Annotated in this window: 19 protein-coding genes; 6 read left to right on the top strand and 13 right to left on the bottom strand. The window is 39.2% G+C overall.

What is annotated here, in order from left to right; all coding sequences use genetic code 11:
• The first annotated feature begins 39 nt into the window (after positions 1–39).
• Complete coding sequence (locus ACFVS1_RS07870) at positions 40–954, top strand: DMT family transporter (RefSeq protein WP_387546198.1); 915 nt, start codon at positions 40–42, stop codon at positions 952–954.
• Positions 955–1,246: 292 nt separating this feature from the next.
• On the opposite strand, the gene sat is transcribed toward ACFVS1_RS07870, so the two are convergent.
• The 4 genes from sat to ACFVS1_RS07850 form a co-directional block, all read right to left on the bottom strand.
• Positions 1,247–2,425 carry a sulfate adenylyltransferase gene (gene sat / locus ACFVS1_RS07865; protein WP_387546196.1) on the bottom strand — a complete coding sequence of 393 codons (1,179 nt, stop codon included), beginning with the start codon at positions 2,423–2,425 and terminating at the stop codon, positions 1,247–1,249.
• 68 nt (positions 2,426–2,493) lie between these two features.
• On the bottom strand, positions 2,494–3,090 hold the full coding sequence (gene cysC / locus ACFVS1_RS07860) for an adenylyl-sulfate kinase (protein ID WP_387546193.1): 597 nt from the start codon (positions 3,088–3,090) through the stop codon (positions 2,494–2,496).
• A gap of 12 nt (positions 3,091–3,102) precedes the next feature.
• A complete protein-coding gene (locus ACFVS1_RS07855; RefSeq protein WP_387546191.1) occupies positions 3,103–3,975 on the bottom strand; it encodes a sulfite exporter TauE/SafE family protein in 873 nt (290 codons plus the stop codon).
• A 326-nt stretch (positions 3,976–4,301) separates the two neighbouring features.
• The gene (locus ACFVS1_RS07850) at positions 4,302–5,021 is read right to left on the bottom strand and encodes a glycosyltransferase family 2 protein (RefSeq protein ID WP_352922924.1); all 720 of its coding nucleotides are present in this window, start codon (positions 5,019–5,021) and stop codon (positions 4,302–4,304) included.
• 288 nt (positions 5,022–5,309) lie between these two features.
• On the opposite strand from ACFVS1_RS07850, the gene ACFVS1_RS07845 reads away from it, so the two are divergent.
• Positions 5,310–6,389 carry a glycosyltransferase family 4 protein gene (locus ACFVS1_RS07845; RefSeq protein ID WP_387546189.1) on the top strand — a complete coding sequence of 360 codons (1,080 nt, stop codon included), beginning with the start codon at positions 5,310–5,312 and terminating at the stop codon, positions 6,387–6,389.
• 65 nt (positions 6,390–6,454) lie between these two features.
• Here ACFVS1_RS07845 and ACFVS1_RS07840 read toward each other — a convergent pair whose 3' ends face one another.
• Genes ACFVS1_RS07840 through ACFVS1_RS07830 form a run of 3 tightly spaced genes read right to left on the bottom strand, consistent with a single transcriptional unit; the run spans position 6,455 to position 8,894 of the window.
• The gene (locus tag ACFVS1_RS07840; RefSeq protein WP_387546186.1) at positions 6,455–7,180 is read right to left on the bottom strand and encodes a sulfotransferase family 2 domain-containing protein; all 726 of its coding nucleotides are present in this window, start codon (positions 7,178–7,180) and stop codon (positions 6,455–6,457) included.
• Positions 7,181–7,217: 37 nt separating this feature from the next.
• Positions 7,218–7,931: a glycosyltransferase family 2 protein gene (locus ACFVS1_RS07835; protein WP_387546183.1), complete on the bottom strand. Its 714-nt coding sequence runs from the start codon at positions 7,929–7,931 to the stop codon at positions 7,218–7,220.
• A gap of 57 nt (positions 7,932–7,988) precedes the next feature.
• Complete coding sequence (locus ACFVS1_RS07830) at positions 7,989–8,894, bottom strand: NAD-dependent epimerase/dehydratase family protein (protein WP_387546181.1); 906 nt, start codon at positions 8,892–8,894, stop codon at positions 7,989–7,991.
• Positions 8,895–9,420: 526 nt separating this feature from the next.
• On the opposite strand from ACFVS1_RS07830, the gene ACFVS1_RS07825 reads away from it, so the two are divergent.
• The 3 genes from ACFVS1_RS07825 (at position 9,421) to ACFVS1_RS07815 (ending at position 12,386) form a co-directional block, all read left to right on the top strand.
• A complete protein-coding gene (locus ACFVS1_RS07825) occupies positions 9,421–9,861 on the top strand; it encodes a hypothetical protein (protein WP_387546178.1) in 441 nt (146 codons plus the stop codon).
• A 238-nt stretch (positions 9,862–10,099) separates the two neighbouring features.
• Positions 10,100–11,320 (top strand): glycosyltransferase family 4 protein, encoded by a 1,221-nt coding sequence (locus ACFVS1_RS07820; RefSeq protein ID WP_387546175.1) that lies wholly within the window; start codon positions 10,100–10,102, stop codon positions 11,318–11,320.
• 151 nt (positions 11,321–11,471) lie between these two features.
• The gene (locus ACFVS1_RS07815; protein WP_352922908.1) at positions 11,472–12,386 is read left to right on the top strand and encodes an NAD-dependent epimerase/dehydratase family protein; all 915 of its coding nucleotides are present in this window, start codon (positions 11,472–11,474) and stop codon (positions 12,384–12,386) included.
• Positions 12,387–12,884: 498 nt separating this feature from the next.
• Here ACFVS1_RS07815 and ACFVS1_RS07810 read toward each other — a convergent pair whose 3' ends face one another.
• The 4 genes from ACFVS1_RS07810 to ACFVS1_RS07795 form a co-directional block, all read right to left on the bottom strand.
• Positions 12,885–13,733, bottom strand: a complete 849-nt coding sequence (locus ACFVS1_RS07810) for a dTDP-4-dehydrorhamnose reductase family protein (RefSeq protein WP_387546172.1) — start codon at positions 13,731–13,733, stop codon at positions 12,885–12,887.
• Position 13,734: 1 nt separating this feature from the next.
• Positions 13,735–14,721 carry a polysaccharide biosynthesis protein gene (locus ACFVS1_RS07805; protein ID WP_352922903.1) on the bottom strand — a complete coding sequence of 329 codons (987 nt, stop codon included), beginning with the start codon at positions 14,719–14,721 and terminating at the stop codon, positions 13,735–13,737.
• Entirely contained in the window at positions 14,714–15,805 is a 1,092-nt protein-coding gene (wecB, locus tag ACFVS1_RS07800; protein WP_387546169.1) for a non-hydrolyzing UDP-N-acetylglucosamine 2-epimerase, read from the bottom strand. Before wecB ends, ACFVS1_RS07805 begins: the two co-directional genes overlap by 8 nt.
• A 385-nt stretch (positions 15,806–16,190) precedes the next feature.
• Positions 16,191–17,906: an ABC transporter ATP-binding protein gene (locus ACFVS1_RS07795; RefSeq protein ID WP_387546166.1), complete on the bottom strand. Its 1,716-nt coding sequence runs from the start codon at positions 17,904–17,906 to the stop codon at positions 16,191–16,193.
• Between the two features lie 221 nt (positions 17,907–18,127).
• Between ACFVS1_RS07795 and ACFVS1_RS07790 the strand changes: the two genes are divergently transcribed.
• Positions 18,128–19,369 carry an MFS transporter gene (locus tag ACFVS1_RS07790; RefSeq protein ID WP_387546163.1) on the top strand — a complete coding sequence of 414 codons (1,242 nt, stop codon included), beginning with the start codon at positions 18,128–18,130 and terminating at the stop codon, positions 19,367–19,369.
• Between the two features lie 190 nt (positions 19,370–19,559).
• Here the strand turns inward: ACFVS1_RS07790 and ACFVS1_RS07785 are convergent, their stop codons facing one another.
• A complete protein-coding gene (locus ACFVS1_RS07785) occupies positions 19,560–20,822 on the bottom strand; it encodes a LysM peptidoglycan-binding domain-containing protein (protein ID WP_387546160.1) in 1,263 nt (420 codons plus the stop codon).
• Positions 20,823–20,998: 176 nt separating this feature from the next.
• A complete protein-coding gene (locus ACFVS1_RS07780) occupies positions 20,999–21,748 on the bottom strand; it encodes a (S)-benzoin forming benzil reductase (protein WP_387546158.1) in 750 nt (249 codons plus the stop codon).
• Positions 21,749–22,238: the final 490 nt, after the last annotated feature.

Raw genomic sequence — 22,238 nt, 5'->3', positions numbered from 1 at the left:
TCACTTAAACGGTGAAAGATGAAAAAGGAGCAAAAAGATATGCAATATTATTATTTTTCGTTATTACTTTTAACAAGTTTATTATGGGGTGGAAACTTTGTCGTTGGAAAATCACTTGTCGGCCATGCTTCTCCGCTGACGTTGACGAGTTTAAGGTGGATCATTGCTATTAGTTGTCTTTTGCCAATTGTATGGTGGAAAGAAAGAAGGATATTTCCTTCTCGAAGTGCAATCCTTCCTTTATTTTTGATGGGAATTACAGGTGTGGTTCTATTTAACCTATTACAATTTGTAGCATTAGAGAAAACATCCGCAACTAATGCTGGATTAATATCAACATTAAACATGATTTCAATTGCTATTTTTTCATTTTTCTTTTTAAAAGAAAGAATTAATATTTTACAAATGTTTTCTATGCTTTTTTCGCTTATTGGCGTAATACTTGTACTTTCAAAAGGAAATATTGATCTACTCCTTTCATTACGATTTAATTCGGGTGATTTATATATGATGGCTGCTGTATGCGTTTGGGGAATATATTCCGTTTGTAGCAAATGGGCCATGATAACAACAACACCCATGATGTCTACTTTATATTCTGGGATATTTGGACTTATCGTTCTTCTTCCGTTTAATTTTTCCAATTTTACAGTATATAAAATAGATACTTCTTTCATACAATCTATTTTGTATACAGGCGTTATCTCAACTGTTGCATGTATGGTACTTTGGAACATTGGTGTACAAAAACTAGGTACAACAACATCAGGTATTTTCTTGAATTTCAATCCTATTTTTACTGCAATTTTAGCCTTTCTATTATTAGGTGAAAAAATGACGTGGGTACAAGGAATTGGTAGCGGTATTGTGGTTATAGGTTGTTATTTGTTCTCACATTTTAAAACGAAGGTGATTTTCAAAAAGAATTCTGGACAATCGCAGATTCAAGCATGATTTTTTCAAGGTCTTAAAAATACAAAAAAAGCCTGATCCAAGGTGGATACAGGCTCGTTTGTTCAAATGGAATTGTTATTTTTTTGCACTTCCTTCTTTTTGGTGTTTTCCTCCTTGAATTTTGCCCTTAAGACAAAAGGCATTCGCATACCATGCTTTCCTGTATCAGCGAAAATACGATCACGATCTTAATCGATAATTTTATAGGTACCTACATAGTTTGAACCAAAACCATTTCGTCAATAGTCGGTATCTCTCATAACATCGTGGGTCTCCCCGCGTTTCCCATAGCTTACTCGCCTTCATTCATCTTCATGCCTCTAATAAGAACTTCAGCCACTTCTGGACGTGTAAATTCAAGTGGCGGGACAAGACCGTTCCGCAGCATTTCCCTGACTTTGGTCCCGCTTAATATAAACCTGTCTTCATCTTTATGGGGGCATGTTTTCAGGGAAGCCATATTCAAACATTTTTTGCAGTAAAAGCTATGTTCAAAGAACAGAGGTTTTATGCCAATTTTCAGCGGATCAAACTGGCTAAAGATATCTTGGGCATCATATGTGCCATAATAATTGCCTACACCCGCATGATCTCGGCCGACAATAAAATGTGTGCACCCATAATTCTTTCGAACAATTGCATGAAATACTGCTTCCCTAGGCCCTGCATAGCGCATTGCTGCTGGGTATATGGCAAGTAAAACCCTATCCATTGGATAGTAGCCATTTAGTAAGGCTTGATAGCTTTCCATCCGAACATCCGCAGGTATATCATCTTTTTTCGTTTCACCGACAAGAGGATGCAACAATAGTCCATCAACGGTTTCCAATGCTGTTTTTTGCAAGTATTCATGTGCACGGTGTACTGGGTTCCTCGTTTGAAAACCGACAATTGTATTCCAACCTAAATCCGTGAACATCTTTCTCGTTTCAGAAGGGCTCATATGAAATTCCCCGAATGGCTCATGCGATGACCAATTTATTAAATAAATTGGTCCGGCAACATAGATATCCCCTTGTCCAAACAGCTTTTTAACCCCCGGGTGATTGGGATCGTCAGTTTTATAAACGAGTTTTGCTTCCTCCAGTTTATCGTATTCAAACGTTTCTTCCACCTGAATGATACCAGCAAGTTCACCGTCATCCCTGTATAAAGCGACCTCATCGCCGATGTTCAGCCTATTTGCCTCATCCTTCGTGACAGGAAGAGTGATCGGTATCGTCCATGGCACGCCATTTGCCAGATGCATATCCTTAATGACACTTCGGTAATCCTCTTTTCCCATGAATCCTGCAAGCGGGCTGAACGCTCCGTTTGAAATCATTTCCAGATCGGAAACATTCCATTTCGAGATGGTCAGGGACGATATGGATTTACACTTTTCCAAGTATTCCACACGGTCATTTCCTGATAATTCACGTTGAATCAATTTCCCGCCATGTGGATCGATACTGGTTCTTTGAACCTTCATTTATAACCCCTCAATCATTAGATATGGTTTGTTTCATATTCTCTTTTTCAAATTCGGCCATGTCGATATTAAAGACCATTGTCCTTTAAATAATTCATGACCTGCTGCACACATTCTTCAATGGTGTATTGACTGGTTTCAATTAGTATCTCCGGATTTTCCGGTTCTTCGTATGGAGCCGAAACGCCTGTGAAGGAGGTGATTTCCCCACTTCTAGCTTTCTTGTACAATCCTTTGGGATCCCGTATTTCACAGGCTTCGATGGGACACTTTACATAAATCTCAATAAACTCATCCTGTTGTACTTTTTTTCTTACTTCCTCCCTATCCCTTGCATAAGGTGAAATGAAAGTGGCCAACACTACTATTCCACTATCCACAAATAATTTGGAGACTTCTCCGATTCGCCTTATATTCTCTTTACGGTCACCAGAGCTGAAACCAAGGTCTTCATTTAATCCATTCCGTAGATTGTCTCCATCCAAAATATATGTTGAAATTCCCATCTCATGCAGTCTTCCCTCGACCATGTTGGCGATGGTTGACTTACCTGACCCTGATAAACCAGTAAACCAAAGAATATAGCTTTTATGTCCGTGCTGAGCTTGCCTTAGCTCTTTCGTAATTGAAAAAGGGTGTTGATGGATATTCTCCTGTTTACTCACACTATCTCCCCTTTAATCTTTATGGAACCCCTTTTTGTTGTTCCGGATGACAAATGCCAAAGAACCTGCCCACCCAATCAATATCAGAATATATATGACGGTGACCCAATGATCCTGGAGAGACCATGTGACAAGCAGCGTTCGAGCATTCGTCAAAATGATAAAACCCCCGACAAGGACTCCCAATAAATAAGATGGCAATTTCGTTACGATCCATGCAGCAATCGGGGCAGCAATAATCCCTCCTACCATCAGGGAGGTTACCCAAAACCAATTCACTTCCTGCCAACCTAACGCAATGAGAAACCCTACGGTTGCAGAAACAGCAATTGCAAACTCACTCGTGTCAACTGTACCAACCACTTTTCTGGCAGGAACACCGTCTTGGGATAATAGGACGGGAGTTGTAATAGGGCCCCAACCGCCCCCACCCGTTGCATCTGCGAAGCCCGCTATCAATCCCAAGATGATCGATTTTTTTCTTGTAAGATTAATTGATTTCATTTCACTTTTAGTCTTAGATGTTCTTAAAAAGCGGAAAAGTACATACACACCAAGAATCAGCAGAAATATCGAAATGTATGGCTTTATCAGATCACCAGGTAAGTTACTTAAAAAGCACGCTCCTGCAAATGCCCCGATAGATCCAGGTATGATTAATTTGAAAAGGGCCTGGCGGTCGACATTCCCGAACTTCATATGTGAAATGCCAGATGCGGCCGTTGTCACGACTTCTGATAGATGAACGGATGCAGAGGCCACTGCCGGTGCGATTCCGAATGTCAGCAACATCGATGTGGATGTAACCCCATATGCCATACCTAATGAACCATCGATCAGCTGAGCCAGAAATCCGATAAACGCAAATATAATGAGTTTTCTCATTTTCTCCTCCTACAAAGCATTCCTTTTTTTATAACGTACCTGTTGTCCCCTGTTATCAACCAATGCACTGACGCTCGTCCACTGTCGATTAACGCAATGAAGCCCTTCCTGACATAAGCTTTTATTGGTGACAGTCCCTTTTTATTAAGGAAAATAAATGATTTCTATAAGATATGCGAAGAGCTTTATGTATGTTATAGATTCATATATGAAATTGGAAATTTCATTTGGCCACCCTCGAGGTCCCGTGAGAAAGACAGGCCCTTCCAACAACTAAAAAAGCCCCTGTTTTATAAACACAGGGACCTCCTTTACATCATGCTCACCTATTGTTGTTTCCTAAGTTCATCTACCAATAATTTTTTCATTTTGGCATGATGTCGATTAACCACCAGCCTATTTTCCATTTTAATGCGGCCTTCATACTTTTTAGAGCCCATTTCTGCATGAATCCTATATAGCAATAGCGGTTGAGGCACAAAGTGAAATTTGAAATTTTGCAGGATCCGCAACCATAAATCATAATCATGTGTGTATAGAAGCGACTCATCAAATAATCCGATGAGCTCAAATACCTTTCTGTGAATCATGACCGAGCAGCCATTAATGATATTTCCTCGGATCATTGCTTTAATAAGTTCAAGCTGATTAGGTGGGTATATCCCTATAATCGGAGTAATGATTTCTCCATTATCATCAATGCAGTAATAACTAGTATAACTGAAACGTGCATCTTCCCTTTCCATTGCTTTCAACTGAATCTCAGTCTTCTCAGGGTTAAAAATGTCATCTGAACTAAGCCAGCATATATAATCACCTGTTGCATTTTTGATGCCGGTATTCAATGCACTGGCCGTTCCCCCATTTTCCTTTTTGATATATATTATTTTATCCAGAAACGGATCGATTTTTTCTGAATATAATGTAGAACCGTCATTGACTACGATAATCTCCATATTTTTGTAGGTTTGGTTGAACAAGCTTTCCAAAGCTTTATCGATATATGGACAATTATAGAATGGAACAATAATCGATACTTTAGACATTTATGAACCGCCTTTCAATTGATTACCATGTATTTCGTGAGCATCAAGGGCTATCCGTTTTATAATGAATCATTCATTTTCCTATTAATATTTATTTCACACTTATTAAGTGATGAACGATTCCCAAACGAGTCATTCCAAATTAAAACGCTATAAATCCAATTAGTTAATCATACGTATATTACATGGCTCTTTGACACATCCATTTAAAATGGATCGATTTGTGATGACTGTTGCCTGGAAAGGTAAGTCCAACCTAATGCTCCATTATTTTTAAGGAGGGGAATAATGAATATATTGTTTGTTTTTTATGTTCCAAGTGGTGGAGTGGAAACATTAAATCGGCAACGATTTGCCGCACTAAAAGATCACGGTATCGATGCTCATTATCTATATTATGATAACAGAAGGAATTTCTTGAATGACCACAGTGCCCCAACTTTTATTACGAACGATGATGCTGAAATCCAAAAAATTTTGGAAGATGGAGATTATTCCGCTATCGTTGTCGTTTCAGATTTCAAAACATTACCGAGATTCAGGTCCATGGGGTATAAAGGAAAGATGATTATCGAAATCCAGGGTTACGGTCCAAAAAATGTGGCAAGATCGGCTCTTTCAAATGCCATCCCAGATGTCAATGCCCATGCAGATGGGTTCCTTAACCCAAAGACTCCTCATATCATGCAATTATTAGATGAACTTTACCCAACGTTCCCAAAGTTCAGTTTTAATAATTGCTTTGATACAAATCAATTCTGCTACAAACCCACACCTTTAGACGGCTATAGAAAAGTGGCTTGGATAGGAAGGATCGAAGATAATAAAAATTGGAGTGAATTCCTCAAGATCGGTTATCAACTAATTAACAATCATAATCCGAAAATACAATTACTTATGTTCGAAGATCCCACCTTAAGTGACCCTATCGAAAGAAATAAATTCAATAAATTAATAAAACGGTTAAATTTAAGCTCAAAGCTTACTTTGCATTCAAATGTCCCAAATTCCCAAATGGCTGATTTTTTCTCTGAAATTGGGGATTCCGGAGGCTTTTTATGTTCCACTTCAAAAGTTGAAGGTGCCCCTTATGCACTCCTTGAAGCAATGAGTTGCAGATGCCCTGTGCTGACGACGGATTCAGATGGGGTAAGGAGTTCAATCATTCATAATCGAACGGGGAAGTTTTATTCTTTAGGAAATATCGATAATGCAGTCAGAGAGGCAAAGGAATTAATGAATAACCAGACATTAAGGGAAAGCATCCGGTCAAATGCCCTTGAGCACGTCAAAACTCATTTTAATCCTGATTTGTATGCTCAAAACTTCATCAATATGCTAGAGTCCTTAGGAATAGATTCCAAGTGAAAAGAAACCGCCGGAATTTTTCCATTCCGGCGATTTCTTAATATCGGGGACTGTCATATGAGGAACTAGTTTGAGGCGCTCTGTTCCATTTGGAATTTTTCCAATTGCTTTTGCTCGTCTACTGTAAGTGATTGAAGTTTTTCGTAAAGAAGTTTTTTAGCAAAATCATATAATTCCAAATCCAATGCGTTATATTTTCTAATCAAGTGAATTAAGTCAGATGGCACTTCTTTTTTGGCCAAGCGATTTTTAGTAATATTTTTTCTTGTATAATGGATATCCCCCCAGGCATATTCCTTTTTTAAGCAAAAAAGTGTTTCATTGAACAACTCAGTAACTCCCACCACAGCAAATGTCTTTAAGTTTTCCTTAGCTTTTTCAATGTCAGGAATCTCCTGGCTGCCACATACCATCAATGTTTGTAAATTGGATGCTTCAGGCCCTTTGACTACAAACTCTTCCAAGCTCATGTCTTTTACCATTTCATAGCCAGGATAATCCTTCAAAAAATAATAGGAAGAAATGACACGGTCAACCGGGTCACGTAACATCGTAAAATAATTGAATGGCCGTGAAAACTCCTGATGTATCCCATAGAAATAATGACCTGTAATCGCTTTGATATTCCTCTTTTCCGCTTCTGTTAATTCGTCCATTTTCATCATCTTCATTTGAAATGAGTCATGATCAAATATTTCGTTAAGCTTGTATTGTTTTTTAAATATTTCATTTAAAGTCGTTCCACCTGTTTTGGGGATATGCATAAATATATCGAGAAGACCTTCCGACATAATGATTCCTCCATTTCTTGTTATAAAAAAGCATGCACTATAAGTTCCTTACATTTTTTTTGAGAATGGGCCGGTAATGGGTTTCAATCGTAAGAATATCTTTTAACATTTCAGATTGGAATCTGCTTGTACCCGATTCTTCATGTATCCTGAACTTCGTTAAGACTTCATCCAAATAATACATTTTATAACCATTTACCAATAAACGAAGCCACATTTCATAATCATGGGTATAACGATGATATGGATTGAAGTAACCAACAGCATCGAATACATCTTTCTTCAAAACGACAGTACAGCCATTCACGGCATTACGAAGTAAAAAAGCATGGTACACTCCGTTTTCAATATCTGAAAAGCGTTCGCCGGTCCAAGATAGAATGACTTCATCATTTTTGTTTATACTATCAAAATTCGTAAAACTCACCTTAGCATTATGTTCAAGCATAAACGAAACTTGCAGTGACACCTTTTCAGGAAGAAAATAATCATCCGAGCTTAACCAAGCGATATATTCTCCCGTAGCAGCACGTATCCCATGATTCAATGCCGTAGCAGTTCCCCCGTTCTCTTTTCTTAAATAACGAATTCGTTCCAAGAACGGCTCGATTTTTTCAGTATAAATTGTCGATCCGTCATCGACGACAATGACCTCTACATTCTTATATGTTTGATCAAGCGCACTTTGAATGGCGTGATCTATATAGGGACAATTATAAAACGGAATAATGATTGATACTTTCGGCTCCATTGCCTACCCTCCTGAATAATTAATAGTGTATTTTTTCGACTTCCTACAATTGATTTATCACTTTTCCATTAAGTCACGATGAAAGGCAAGGATGTCCATTAAAGATGATTCAAGTGGGATATTTGGCTTCCATCCTAAATTCACTAGCTTAATAGGATCGATTGCCGCTTTATTTTCGATTAAATCATTTCGTTTTGAATTGACCTTGATATCACCCGTTGTTACCGACCTATAGCCTTCTATGATTTCTTTTAAAGAACGATTATTACCTGAAGCCACAGCATACGTTTCTCCCGACCGCCCCTTTCTCAAAAGAAAGTCATAAGCTCTCACTGCATCTCTTACATCCAGAAAATCACGTTGGTCATTCGGATTATCGACCTCAAGGACCTTTTCCATTCCCTTCCTTTCCATTTCTGCGATTTTTTTCGCAAAAATGGAACATACCCCATTTGAAAATCCAGGTCCAATTAGATTGGATGGTTTTGCAATGATGATGTCCATGTTATATAAAACTGCCCATGATTGTGCTATAAGTACTTGAAGTGTTTTACTTAAACTATAAGGATGTGGAATGGAAGAGATCGAACCAGGATCAATTTGAAGAGCAGAGCCAACTATCACCATTTTACAGGTTGGACTTTCTTTGCGAATTGCATCAATTAAATAGGCAGTGGACATGGTATTTGCCTCAAGAGTCGATACGGGCTCCGACCATGACTCCCCAACGTGGTTTTGTCCGGCTAAATGAAGAAGGTATTGAGGTTTGGTCCTTTTGATAAGATTGTTTACATCGTTTTCATTTGTCAAATCGCAGCATTCTGCATGTATCCTACCATCAAAATTCATCTTTTTTCTTGAAATCGCCGTAATATCAAATCCTGATTTAAGGAAGTGCGCGCATGCATGCCTGCCTGTAAACCCACTAGCCCCTGTAATCATTAATTTCCCTTGTTGATTCATTGATTTCTCATCCAATCATTATTGATATAATAACCGCTTTAATCAACTCAAGGTTATCCAGATATTCATTGATAAAAGGATTCCGGATATACTGGTATTTTTCTGACACATTGGGTCAGCATGAACAATCGCTCTTAACTAGTTCTAAAAATCACCATTGGCAGTTATTTTATAAATTCATAGTAATCATAAACACAGTCCTCTTATTACACTATGTTAAAACCCCTCTATTGCTATGGGCTGCTCACACATCTACCGTCAAAAGGGCTTACACTTAACGATGAACAATATCTTAAAATGCTGGACTTTTTTTGAAGTGATAATGTGGGAGTATTCGTTTCCATATATAAGGAAATTCGGGAAGTGGATTTTACAGAAGGGTTGTCATAATGGGTCAATATGCTGCGACAGGGAAATGCCAAACATACTTTCAGATAAAAATATTCATATCATGAATAACTTGTCTATACAAAAAGCTTCTCAAATTAATATGTTAGTGTATTCCAACAAAAAGAGGTGTTATAATTTGGGAATATTTTTAGATGCACAAACCTCGCAGAATGCAAGTTATCGGGATTCCATCTCCGTTCCGGTTACCGCTACACCTGCACTCTTCGGAACATTGGGCCTTAATACTACGGGTGCTGGACCGAACCTCCGGGTGGAATTCACTTTCACCGCAACTCTTAGCTCTCTAGCTGCTTTATTAACTCCTGTCAACATTGAAATTTATAGAGGGACAGGCGTTGGACGAGTACTCGTTTATTCAGCACAACTAACATTACCCGTTGCAGGTTTAGGTGTTGCCTCCGAAACGTTAATCACCCTAGCAGGAGCAGACTTCAATCCACCCTCCCCTAATAACTTTTTAGTATATCAATCGTTCATAAGTATACCTGGCGGAATTGTCGTAGCACCGACTCGTACTGGCCCAGAAAGCTTTTACGCAGCTGCCTTTTCCAACTAAATACTTCTAAGGGCAATGAAGAATAATTAATTTACCCCTCTTTATATTGACGGCGAGTGCTTCTAGATTGGACAAGCACTCGCACTTTTTTTATGAAATGATATACAAATAACTTGGAAATCCCTTAAATAAGCTACATAAACCCATGTGATTCGTCTATAGCATCATTTTTTCCCTGAATAGTTATAAAGAGATAACTTAAAATGGAGTATCAAAAGCATGATAAGGGGAGATTACCGTGAAAATATTACTTGCCACTTTTTGGGTAACACCACATGTTGGCGGTGTATGGAACTATATGCAGCAATTAAAGGAAAAGCTTGTAACTCTTGGTCATGAGGTAGATTTCCTAAGCTATGGCGAAAACCATGAATATGTTCATATCATTAACGAAAACCGTAGGATAGATAGGGATTCACTGCCTCCAGAAGTATTAAATGAACAACAAGGTTCACCCCTCCATAGTGATCCAGTGATTGCTTATTATGCCTCAAAGTGTGATTTTTTTCAGTTAGCAGCTAATCATTTAGGTTTGGAAAAATATGATGTCATTCATACACAAGATATATTTTCGACAGTCTGCATGAACCGGATACGATCCGAAAAAACTGCTCTTGTCGCTACCCTTCATGGTTGTGTCGCTCACGAGCTAAGGAGCGCGCACTACAGCTCCAATACGCTAAATAAAAGCTACGCAAAACATGGGTGTGATTATTTTAACCGACTCGAATATGAAGGTGCGACCTCGGCTGACTTTACAATCGTAGCCAATGAATGGATGAGAAATATATTAACGGATGAATTTCAAGTGCCGAAAGAACAACTTAGTGTTTTTCACTATGGATATGACATCGAATCCTTCATGAAGCGAGTGGACGAAAAAACCGACATCCAACGCCCAACCGATAAAAAAGTGATTATCTATACAGGTCGCCTGAATGAGTTTAAAGGGGTGCATCATTTGCTAGGCGCACTCTCAGAATTAAAAAGAACAAGAGATGATTGGGTTTGCTGGATTGTTGGGGATGGTCCCAAAGAAATGGAGTTGAAAAACAAAAGCAAAGCCGAGGGCTTGGAAAGTGATGTGATTTTTATGGGAAGGCGGGATGATGTTCCTTATTTGTTATCTCTTTCGGATATCCTCGTTCTTCCAACCTTGATGGAAAATCAGCCGTTGTCTGTAATTGAAGCGCAAATTTCCGGAAAAGCAGTCATTGCCAGTGATGTGGGAGGAGTGCCAGAAATCATCGAACATGGAATTACAGGTGTATTATCACCTGCGGGGGATGAACAGATGTTGACCGCGCATATCAATTACTTATTGGAGAATGAATCCTATTTGAAAAACCTTGGATTAAATGCCCAAAAGTGGGGAATCGATCATTGGTCACCCGATAAAGCCGTTCAAAAAGTGCTAAATGTATATGAAAACGCACTTTGCAAAAAGAGAAATAAATGATGTCCATCGAAAAGTGCTGACCGCTTTGATTGCGTCAGCACTTTTCTCTTTTTTTCTTTTCCTTTCTTTTTTGGCAATGCTAGGTACCTGTTTAAGCCATTTTTGGCCGTATAACATACAATACTAAAAACATATAAGAGGAGCATGATGCATGAAGGCTATCGTGACAGGAGGGGCTGGGTTCATCGGTTCCCATCTCGTTGAAGAACTTATCTTAAATGGAGCCGAGGTACATGTATTGGATAACATGATATCCGGACACAAAGAATATGTACATCCAAATGCCATCATTCATACTGAAGATATATGCAGTGAGGCAGCTGTTCAAATCATCGCGAGGGAAAAGCCGGATGTCGTTTTCCATTTGGCCGCACAAGCTGATGTGTGCCGTTCCATAATTGAACCCCAATATGATGCTGATGTGAACATTAATGGAACTATTAATATTCTTCGGGCTTGTCATGAATCCTCTGTAAGTAAACTGATCTTTTCTTCAACCTCAGGAGTTTATGGCAATTTACAAAGAGAACTGATTTCCGAAGATGACCCGACAGGACCCATTTCTTATTATGGATTATCAAAACTGACTGCCGAATCATATATCCGCCTGTTTCATCAGTTATATGGGCTTCCCTATACGATTCTCCGTTATGGAAACGTTTATGGGCCGAGACAAACCGCAAAAGGCGAAGGCGGAGTCGTCGCAGTCTTTTTGGAAAAACTCAAAAAAGGGATCCCTTTAAGCATTCACGGTGATGGTGAACAAACTCGTGATTTTATATATGTGAAAGATATAGTGCATGCTAACATCGCTTCGGTGAATCGTGGTAATCAAGAAACGATCCAGGTCAGCACTGCACAGAAAACATCAGTAAATCAACTATTGGAAATGCTCACACAAATTCATGGTTCAAAAGTGAGTACACTCCATTCAGCAGCAAGAACAGGAGATATCAAACACAGCTGCCTTGATAACAGGAAAGCACGGCAATCGCTGAATTGGCATCCAAAGACTGATATTTTCAAAGGGTTATCCGAAACCTATTCCTTCTCGAGTAAGAAGTAGTTACAATGATATTCCCCATGTTGCTCTTTAAAACCACTACCACATCGTGTATGGAAAGACGCACTAAAAAAGGTTGCATTTTTAATCTATCGTTTCTCCCGAGAACCTGAATTTTCGGGAGAATATCGGTGGTCATTTATTTGGAGCGTTTATAAAAAGGTTTTTATCGAAACGATGTTCTATTAAAATCCTTCGTCCAGTATTCATAAGTTAACTATTTCTAAAGAATTACTCTATTTATTAAAAGTCAACAAAATGATAACGCTTTCACTTTCCGCTTAAAAACTCAACGGCTTTAGGTATTACCACCTTCAAAATTACTTTTTTGTTTTTAAAAGAAAAAGTCCTCTCGGATAGTAAACCTTTTACATTGTTTGGATCGAAACTTTTCTCATCCAAAGCGATGCGAAATTTTCTACACGAAGAGGTCTTTACATAGCATGATCATTTTCAGTAAGAACGAAATATAGTTTTTTGGTGACGAATGGATTACCCCATTCAACAAATCGACTTGTTTTCTTCCTTTTTCTTCATCCAATCTCTTAATTCCACCAACATTTCTTCGTAAGTAGGCATTTTATATTGAAAATCATTTCTTGTATTTTTAATGGTTCGATCTAAATTAATAAATGAATCAGGAATGATTTCCACATCGGTTTTCTTGAAGATTTCCTGTATCAATGTCAATAAGGCCGCTTTTGAGATCTTTTCATCTGATCCAAGATGATATAACCCAGTAATGTTCTTTTGGATCATCGTATCCAGTGCCTTAGCCAGCTCGAGAGTCGTTACACCATTCCATAGCACTTTTTCGTATCCTTTTATTTCTCCCTTTTGCTTCATGAACCAAAGAAATAAACCAATTCCATTTTCTTTTAGCTCCGGGCCGATTATCGAGGTTCGTATAGTCAAATGTTTTTCACTAATGATTTCTCCCAAATGTTTTGATTGGCCATAAATTGTGGAACTGTCGGGTACATCATCCTCAGTATAATCACCTTTTGACCCTGAAAATACACAATCTGTACTGATATGAATCAATTTTCCATTATTGCGTTCAGTCAATTTAACAAGCTGATGGGGAAAGACACTATTAACCTGAAAAGCGAGTTTCGTATTATCGCTAGCATACTCATTTAAAATGCCGATGCAATTAATCGTAATGTCAGGTTTAACTTTATCCATGATTTCCTCTAGACTCGTTACATCGGTTACATCCAGATATAGTCCCTTTTTATCATTCGGATCCCTTGACGTATAGGTCACCTGATACTTCGGGTCCTGTGTAAAATACTCCTTTATTACATGGCCTGCCATCCCTTGTCCACCAAGGACTAGTACCTTCATGTTAAATAAAGCCCCCATTCTTTAACATTTCCTCAATTTGGGCTTTATCCATTAGTCCTGTGCCAGAGTTATAGTCTTCTAAACTAACTGGCTGATATTTAGAATAATGTTCTTTTATCCCATCTATGTGAATGGCTGGCAATATGACATAATACTCATCGTCATAGGCAATCGCCGTTGTGCTTTCATATTCTGAAAGCAGAATCTCATGGAGTTTTTCACCAGGACGGATGCCTAGGACATCTACACCTACATTTGTTTTTCCGGATGCTTCTATCAACACTTCAGCTAAGTCAATAATTTTACAGGAAGGCATTTTCATCACGAATATTTCTCCGCCGACACTTTCAAAGGTAGCCTTGAATACCAATTTTATCGCTTCTTGAATGGTTAGAAAGAACCTTGTCATATTCAAGTCCGTTATGCCGATTTTTCCCTTTTCCTTGATTTGCTTTTTGAATACATGAATGACGCTTCCATTCGTACCCATGACATTTCCACCGCGGATACATACGAATCTAGTTTTCGTGTTTAATGTATTAGCATGAATGATCAGTCTTTCCGCCATTGCTTTTGATAGACCATAAAAATTGGATGGATTCGAAGCCTTGTCTGTAGATATATTCACAACAGAATGGACATTACAGCTTATAGCTGCCTCTATTACATTCTGTGTTCCGGTTACATTCGTCTTTAATGCTTCAATGGGTTGATCTTCACATACAGGAACATGCTTTAATGCAGCCAAGTGGAAAATATAATCAACGCCTTGGCAAGCTTCCAATAAAGCTTCCTTCTCTTTTATGTCTCCGATAATAAAATGCAATTTCGGATTATTATCAAACTCTTGTTTCATGGTGAATTGATTGGACTCATTTCTTGAGAAAATTCGTATTTCACTCGGTTCAAAATCCAATAGCTGCCTTACCAATTCATATCCCCATGAACCTGTACCGCCCGTTACCAAGATGGTTCGATTCTTAATCAATTTCATGGCCTCCCAGTATTATTTTAAGCACTTTATCTGAAACGTTTTTATGGTCGTAGCCTTCTGGAAAAGTCCAGTTTTTTTGCTGGTTAACCATAACCTTCACACAATTGACAATTTGCTCAGCATTAATTCCTGATAACATATTGCTGCCTGACTCAATTGTTTCAGGCCTTTCCGTAGTTTTTCGTATCGTAACCGCAGGAACATGGAACAAGCAACACTCCTCTTGGACGGTTCCGCTGTCAGTCAGCACACAAAAAGCGCTTTTTTCAAGCTTAACGAAGTCGAAGAAACCAAATGGCTCATGGAATTCAATTAGTGGATGTACATCTAAATCGGGACTGAGTTCAATGCGGGATTTTGTCCGGGGATGTAAGCTGCATATGATTCTTTTTTGATAGGTTTCGGCAACCAAATTAATGCCTTTCATAATTTCCATCAAACGGTCTTCATAATCAACATTTTCGGCTCGGTGGGCCGTTACGAGGAAATAATCCTCCTTTTTCAAATTCATTTTGTCCAAAATTCCACTTTGCTCGATCTCATTGTTGTAATGATTCAAAACTTCGTAAATAGGGTTTCCCGATAAATATATCCTTTTGCTGGGGATACCTTCTTTCAGAAGATTCTCTTTACTTTGAGGAGTGTAAGGTAAATTCAAGCTTGATACAGCATCAATGATCTTTCGATTTTTCTCCTCAGGCACTTCCAGGTCAAAGCAACGGTTCCCTGCTTCCATATGAATGACGGGTATTCCCAGTCTTTCTGCTAAGATGGAGCTGAGCCCGGAGTTCGTATCCCCCAACACTAATACTTTGTCTGGCTTTTCTTTTAATAGGATGGTCTCTAAATTCTTAAAGATGGCCGATAACTGTTCGCCGAGTGTTTTCTGTTGATTCAGCAAGACATAATCGGGTTTCCTTACCTGTAACTGTTGGAAGAATATTTCGCTTAAGGATGTAGTGAAATTTTGCCCGGTGTGTACTAGAATATGTGAATCAGCATACTGATCCAATTTCTTTATAATGAGACTTAATCTAATGATTTCAGGTCGAGTCCCCAAGATGGTCATTACTTTCACGATTTGCACTCCTTACTCTTTTCTGGTATATGGCCTCTCCGTCTACCCTTTATTGTATGCACTGCCAATCCTATTGATATAGGCTAACCTATTAGATTTGGTCTATTTAAAACAAATACCTGCCTTTATAGACTGCAGGTCCAACCCCGGCCAATGCCCGTTTATAGACTTTTTTTCATAAAAAAAGACATGGAACGACTCCAAGTCTTTTTTGGTAGAACATCTGCCTCTGTACGCTGAAGCATTATCCTCCTTTGGAAAAGGTAAAAGATTCATCCATTTTTCGATTACCTCCTTTTGAAACTATGTGAAATCATCCTGAATTGAATTCCACTCCAATCTATTAAAAAAGCTATATGTCCTTATGGGGACATATAGCTTTTTATCATTTTTGAAATTGTAATTGATGCAGATTGGCAAAAATGCCCCCCTGCTTAAGTAAGTCATCGTGACCGCCCTCTTCAGCAATTCCTTCCTCCGTAACAACCACGATCTTGTCAGCGTTTCGAATGGTTGCCAACCGGTGTGCGATGATTAACGTAGTCCTGTTTTCAGCTAGTTCAGTAAGAGCCTGCTGAATGATTCTTTCCGTCTCAGTATCGAGTGCAGAGGTTGCCTCATCGAGAATTAAGATTGGCGGATTCTTCAAAAACATCCTTGCTATTGCAATTCGTTGTTTTTGTCCTCCAGATAATTTCAAGCCGCGTTCACCTATTTGAGTTTCATAGCCTTCTGGAAGTCCTTCAATGAAAGTCTCCAAATGGGCTTTCCTTGCAGCATCTTGAATTTGTTCATCCGATGCTCCAAGCATTCCGTACGCAATGTTCTCTTTTACTGTTCCTGTGAAAAGAAACACGTCTTGCTGAACTATGCCAATTTGTGAGCGCAATGACTTTTTCGTCATCTCACGAATATCAATTCCATCAATGGATATTGAACCGGCCTTAACATCATAAAATCTTGGGATCAAAGAACATATTGTCGTTTTCCCAGCTCCTGAAGGACCGACAAAAGCAATGGTCTCACCAGCTTTAATGGTTAAATCAATACCTTTTAAAACTGGCTTTTTGTCTTCATAGTTAAAAGAAACATCTTTAAAGGAAATATCCCCTAAAAGGGTGGTTACCTCTATTGCATCCTTTTTATCCACGACATCAGGCGCGACATCCAGAAGTTCCGTAAAACGCTTAAATCCGGCCATCCCTTTTGGATAGAGTTCCATCAACGCACTGATTTTGTCGATCGGCTTAAACAATACGTTAACATATAAGACGAACGCAACCAGTTCACCATAAGAGAGCTGCCCATGAAAAGTTAGCCAAGCTCCAATCACCAACACGGCAAGGGTCATAAACCTTGTCATCATGTAAATGCCTGATAAGCTAAAGGACATAACCTTATATCCAAGAAGTTTCGCTTTACGGAATCGGCGATTATTAGTAGCAAATCTTTTCATTTCATATGTTTCATTAGTAAAGGATTGTACAACCCTCACTCCAGAGACACTATCTTCCACACGGGCATTTACATCCGCAACTTCTGTATACATTTTATTCCAGGCTTTATTCATCTTTAAATTACTTATGACAATTAATAAAACGAGGAACGGTAAAATACAAACCGATACGAGTGCCAATTTCACATTGATTGTCAACATAATCCAAAATGCGCCTATAAAAGTCATGAAGGCAATGAATAAATCTTCGGGACCATGGTGGGCAAGTTCACCAATATCGAATAGATCATTGGTTATGCAGCTCATGATATGGCCAGTTTTCGTGTTATCAAAAAAACGAAAAGATTGTTTCTGCACATGCTCAAATAATTCTTCTCGCATATCAGTCTCGATATTGATACCCAATTTGTGACCCCAATACCCTACGATGAACTGCAAGAAGGTACTAATGATATAAAGGAGGAACAAACCGGCACTTACCGAAACAATTGCAGACCAGTCGTCGCCAGGCAGCAGTGTATCTATAAACCACTGAACAGCTAGCGGAAATGCAAGTTCAAGTACAGCCACGACCACTGCACTGAAGAAGTCAATAATGAATAACCGCTTATGCGGCAGGTAATATGAAGCAAAACGTCGAATCATCAAATTTTTCTCCTTTTTTACATATATTAAGGAGTATAATTCCATATTCAATATTCAGCAAGCATTTCAGAACCCCCATGTTCATATTATGGTAAAATCATCTATATAAAAACAGCCCAACCCGGCTCATGCAATCTAGTAAATTAAGGAGTGAATCCAGTGTAAAAATTATAATCATCCTAAATATCCATGAACTATATTTTTACAAAAGGATGGTATTCATGAGAAACTCATCGTTTCGATACCTCTGGATTGGTCAGGCGTTTGCAAATCTAGGGGATATATTTTATGTAGTCGGGTTGATTTCATTATTATATACTTTGACGGGATCTGCCTTTTATTTGAGCTTGCTTCCGTTTACCACAACAATTTTTCGGTTTATCAGCAGTTTACTCTCCCCCCTTGTCATCGACAGGTTTCCTTTAAAAAGAATCCTTGTACAATCTCAATGGTGGAAGTCCATTTTACTCGTTGGACTCGGAATCTATATAACAAATTTCAATCATGGTTTTGCTGTCGCCGTCATTTGCTTCATTGCCTCCATTTCATTATTGGATGGAGTCGCTGCCCCGGTTAGCGCAGCTTTGGTTCCTCAATTAGTTCCAAAAGAAGAACGGATGAAAGCGAATGGTTTCTTGAATATGATCACCCAGACCATCTTTGTAGCAGGATGGCCCCTCGGTTCCGTCTTATTGATAAGTACCAACAGCAGTTTCATTATTTGGCTTTCAGTCATGCTTTTTGCCGTTTCGACCCTCTATACAAGGAGAATAGAAGTCTCAGAACGAGCGACGGACTCCGTTGTTCCGTCAAACTGGGCTTCGATTAAATCAGGATGGGTTTCGATTCGACAAATCCCAACTATCCGTACACTTATTTCCATTGATTTTATAACTACTTTGGCTTCAAGCGTGTGGGTGGCTGCCGTTATATATGTATATGTTGAACAGAACCTGCAACTGGGTGAGGAATGGTGGGGATATATTAACACAAGCTACTTTGTCGGCATGATATTCAGTGGATGGATCGTCATCCGTTTTGCCAAGTTACTAGAAAAATATATAGGATTCTTCATCACTTTCGGGCTATTACTCAGTTCAATGCTAACCCTGCTTTTTGGAAAAACCAGTATTCCTGCTCTGGCTTTGCTGCTGGCATGCCTGTATGGTCTCCCGGAACAAATCCGGGAAGTGATCTATGCCAAGCTATTCCAAGATTATGCTACGGAAAAGACTCTTGCAAAAATTCATGCCGTTTGGGGAGCGGTCATCAATCTTACATTTGCCGTCTCTGTTTTACTATTGGGCTATATAACGGAAACATACAGTGTGAAAACAACATTCCAATTTTCTTCCACCCTGATATTCCTTGCCTTTCTTTATGCAATTATCAAAAAGAAAGACATTCAGGGAAAACAACATGAGCATTCGATGCCAAATGGGTCATCAAATATTCCTAAATGATGCATTCCATTCGGTTAACCGTTAAAGTAAAGGAGCCTTGGTTTTCCATGGCTCCTTTTTTATCATAGCAAGTCAAATGATATTGGCTCCCTTTAAATTATTCTAGGTGTGATTGGCATAGCCCTGATAAAAGAGGCACAACCAAACAAGGGAAAATATAACACTTCTATTCACCTCCTGACCCATTCATCTATTTAATAATCAAGATATTCGTTTCTATAAACGCCCAATTCTGAGGGAATTCCAAACCAATCTGCCAATAAGTTGCACCTATCAGTTCATATGCATCAATCATTTCATATTTTGCGCTTATCGATCGAATATCTTCAAACCAAACCACATGATTCGAATTTTCTCTTTGATAAGCATAGGTAGGTGATGCCGCAGTCGTGTCAAAAGTTATTTCAGCGCCAGTTGCAATGGCAAGATTTTGGGCATTTTGAGCTGATAAAGCTTTCGTCTCGTGGCTTGGTACTATCCAATCGTATCCATACATAGGAAATGCCGACTGCAATTTAAATTCAGGTATATTCATCAAAGCATATCGAAGAACCTCGCCCATCCACCAAAGTGGGGAAATGGGTTCAGGCTGGCCAGTAGGATACCCATAATCTATGGTCATCACGGCAACAAGGTCGGCTGCCTCTCCGATCCCCCGATAATCATGGCCCCCTACAATTCGATTATCAGGATTATCCGCTGTTTTTGCATGTACGTTCACATGAAGGATCAGTTCATTCAACCCCTCCTTTAGTTCTTTCAAAAAAAGCACATAATCGGAACGCCGAGCAGGTGGAATGAATTCGATGTCCATACTGACACCCCCATACCCTTTCTCCCTAACAATATTCAGCATGCTATTGATTAAATTAGCTCTGTATACTGTACTAGCAAGGACATCACCCGCCAAATCAGCATCAAAATCACCATCTTGAAAGTTCCGGATCATCAGTAGGGGCGTCACCCCGGTTTGCTCGCATTTTGCTATTAGCGGGAGATCATCACCATCAACGTATGCATTTCCTTCCCTTGTAAACGAATAAGCTACAATGGCTAAATATGATAGTTTATCACCATTCTCCTCAAGTGTTTCAAATACTGCTCCACCTGTTGTCGGAAAGGCAAAACCCAGCGTAATCAATTGATTTTTGTAAGGAGACGGAATCAAAATTTCCGTGCCGACTTTAAGCGAGTTTGCAACGATTCCTGGATTGGCTTCCATAATTGCCATTGCACTCGTTCCAAAACGACTGCCGATTCTAGTAAGGGTATCCTGACTTTTAATCAGATACCTTCGATTCACCGCTTTTTTATCTGGTATATACAATGCCAGGCCCGGAACCAAAGCTGTTGATTCCAATCCGTTGACTTCAATTAACCTCGATGGTTCAATTTTATTTTTTCTGGCAATTTCCCAAAGGCTGTCACCTTTTTTCACAATAATGATTGTCATTCATAACCCTCCAAACTCCCTCCAAAAAAGTTTATGTTATTCAGGTAATTGGATAGAACGAATTATCATATTTCCTTAATGATATCTTGATCTTTTATATAATAATTGATCACTTAAAAAAGAGGCTGTCCAAAAGGACAACCCCACGCTATTTTCGATTCACACGCTTCCATTCATTAAAGTAAATTCTTAATATCATAGAACTTCCCATTCTCCAAATCTTCCGAATCGAGAAGCTGTAAAAGTTTATCTGCCACAAATTCGGGGCTTCTTAACATGCCCTTCTCTTTATATTCATGAAATTTGTCTCGATCGGAAAAGTCCCGTTCTTCTGCTGACCGGATTGTCCCTTGCATCTCCGTATCCATTACTCCAGGTGAAAAAGATATGAGAGAAGTAGGGAAAGGCTCTTTATCCTGCTCCACCCCTGCAACCCTTGTAAACATTTCTAGCCCCGCCTTAGTACTGCAATAGGCGGCCCAGCCATGATAAGGATTTTTAGCTGCACCTGATGATATGTTCACCATAACCTTCTTTCTGTTCCAGTCCTTTGTCCGTTTAATGAATTCATCAGCCAATACGATGGGTGCCATGAAATTCACCCGCATGCTTGTTTCCAAATTTACCATACCAAGTTTCCCTACCGGCTTTATCGGTTCAATAACGCCTGCATTATTAATGAAGTAAATGTCACTTGTATCATCGACAGCAGCAAGCAACTCAGTGATTAAGGAAGGTAACTTTTCAGTTTCATTCAAGTCCTTCGAAATAAAAGTAAGTTTCTTCCCAAGTCGGTCAGCCAGCCCCTGCATTTCAGGATTGGCTGTACGGGAAACTAATATGCAATGATCACTCGTCTGCAAACATCCTTTGGCGATGGCAGCACCTAAACCTTTTGAAGCTCCTGTGATAATAAACGTTTTCACGGCTTTTCCCCCTTTTATGGATATAAACTATTGTATCAAAAGGGCGTTCCGAATGGTCACACCCCGAACCATGATTTAAAACAAAACTTGGTTATACTTTAAACATTCTCTCTGTGTTGAAGAAAATTCGCGACACTCCTTCCGAATAACTGGCTAGACAAGACCCCATAGTCGCTTGCCTTGATGCGTCTTGGCAGACAGTCGGCTAAACGGGAGCGGATTTCTGAAATCAAGCTCCGGACTTTTTTAAAAAATGGCAGGAAGCCTCAATTATAGAGTATGTAGACAAAAGAAGTTTCATCTAAATTAAACCAACGTTGATTGGAACGGAAGGTGCGAGACTCCTGCGGGAAAGCGAGTCCTGGGGAGACCCCGCAGGCGCAATGGCGCCGAGGAGGCTCCCGGACCGCCCGCAAAAAGCGAGTGCCTGGAGAGGAAATCAACGATTTACAGGAAACTCAATAATAACAATTTTGTCTACAATAGAAGT

The organism is Peribacillus sp. NPDC058075 (assembly GCF_042885195.1).
Taxonomy (GTDB): domain Bacteria; phylum Bacillota; class Bacilli; order Bacillales; family DSM-1321; genus Peribacillus.
Note: the sequence above shows the minus strand (reverse complement) of the source record. Positions and strands in the feature narration are given on the sequence as shown.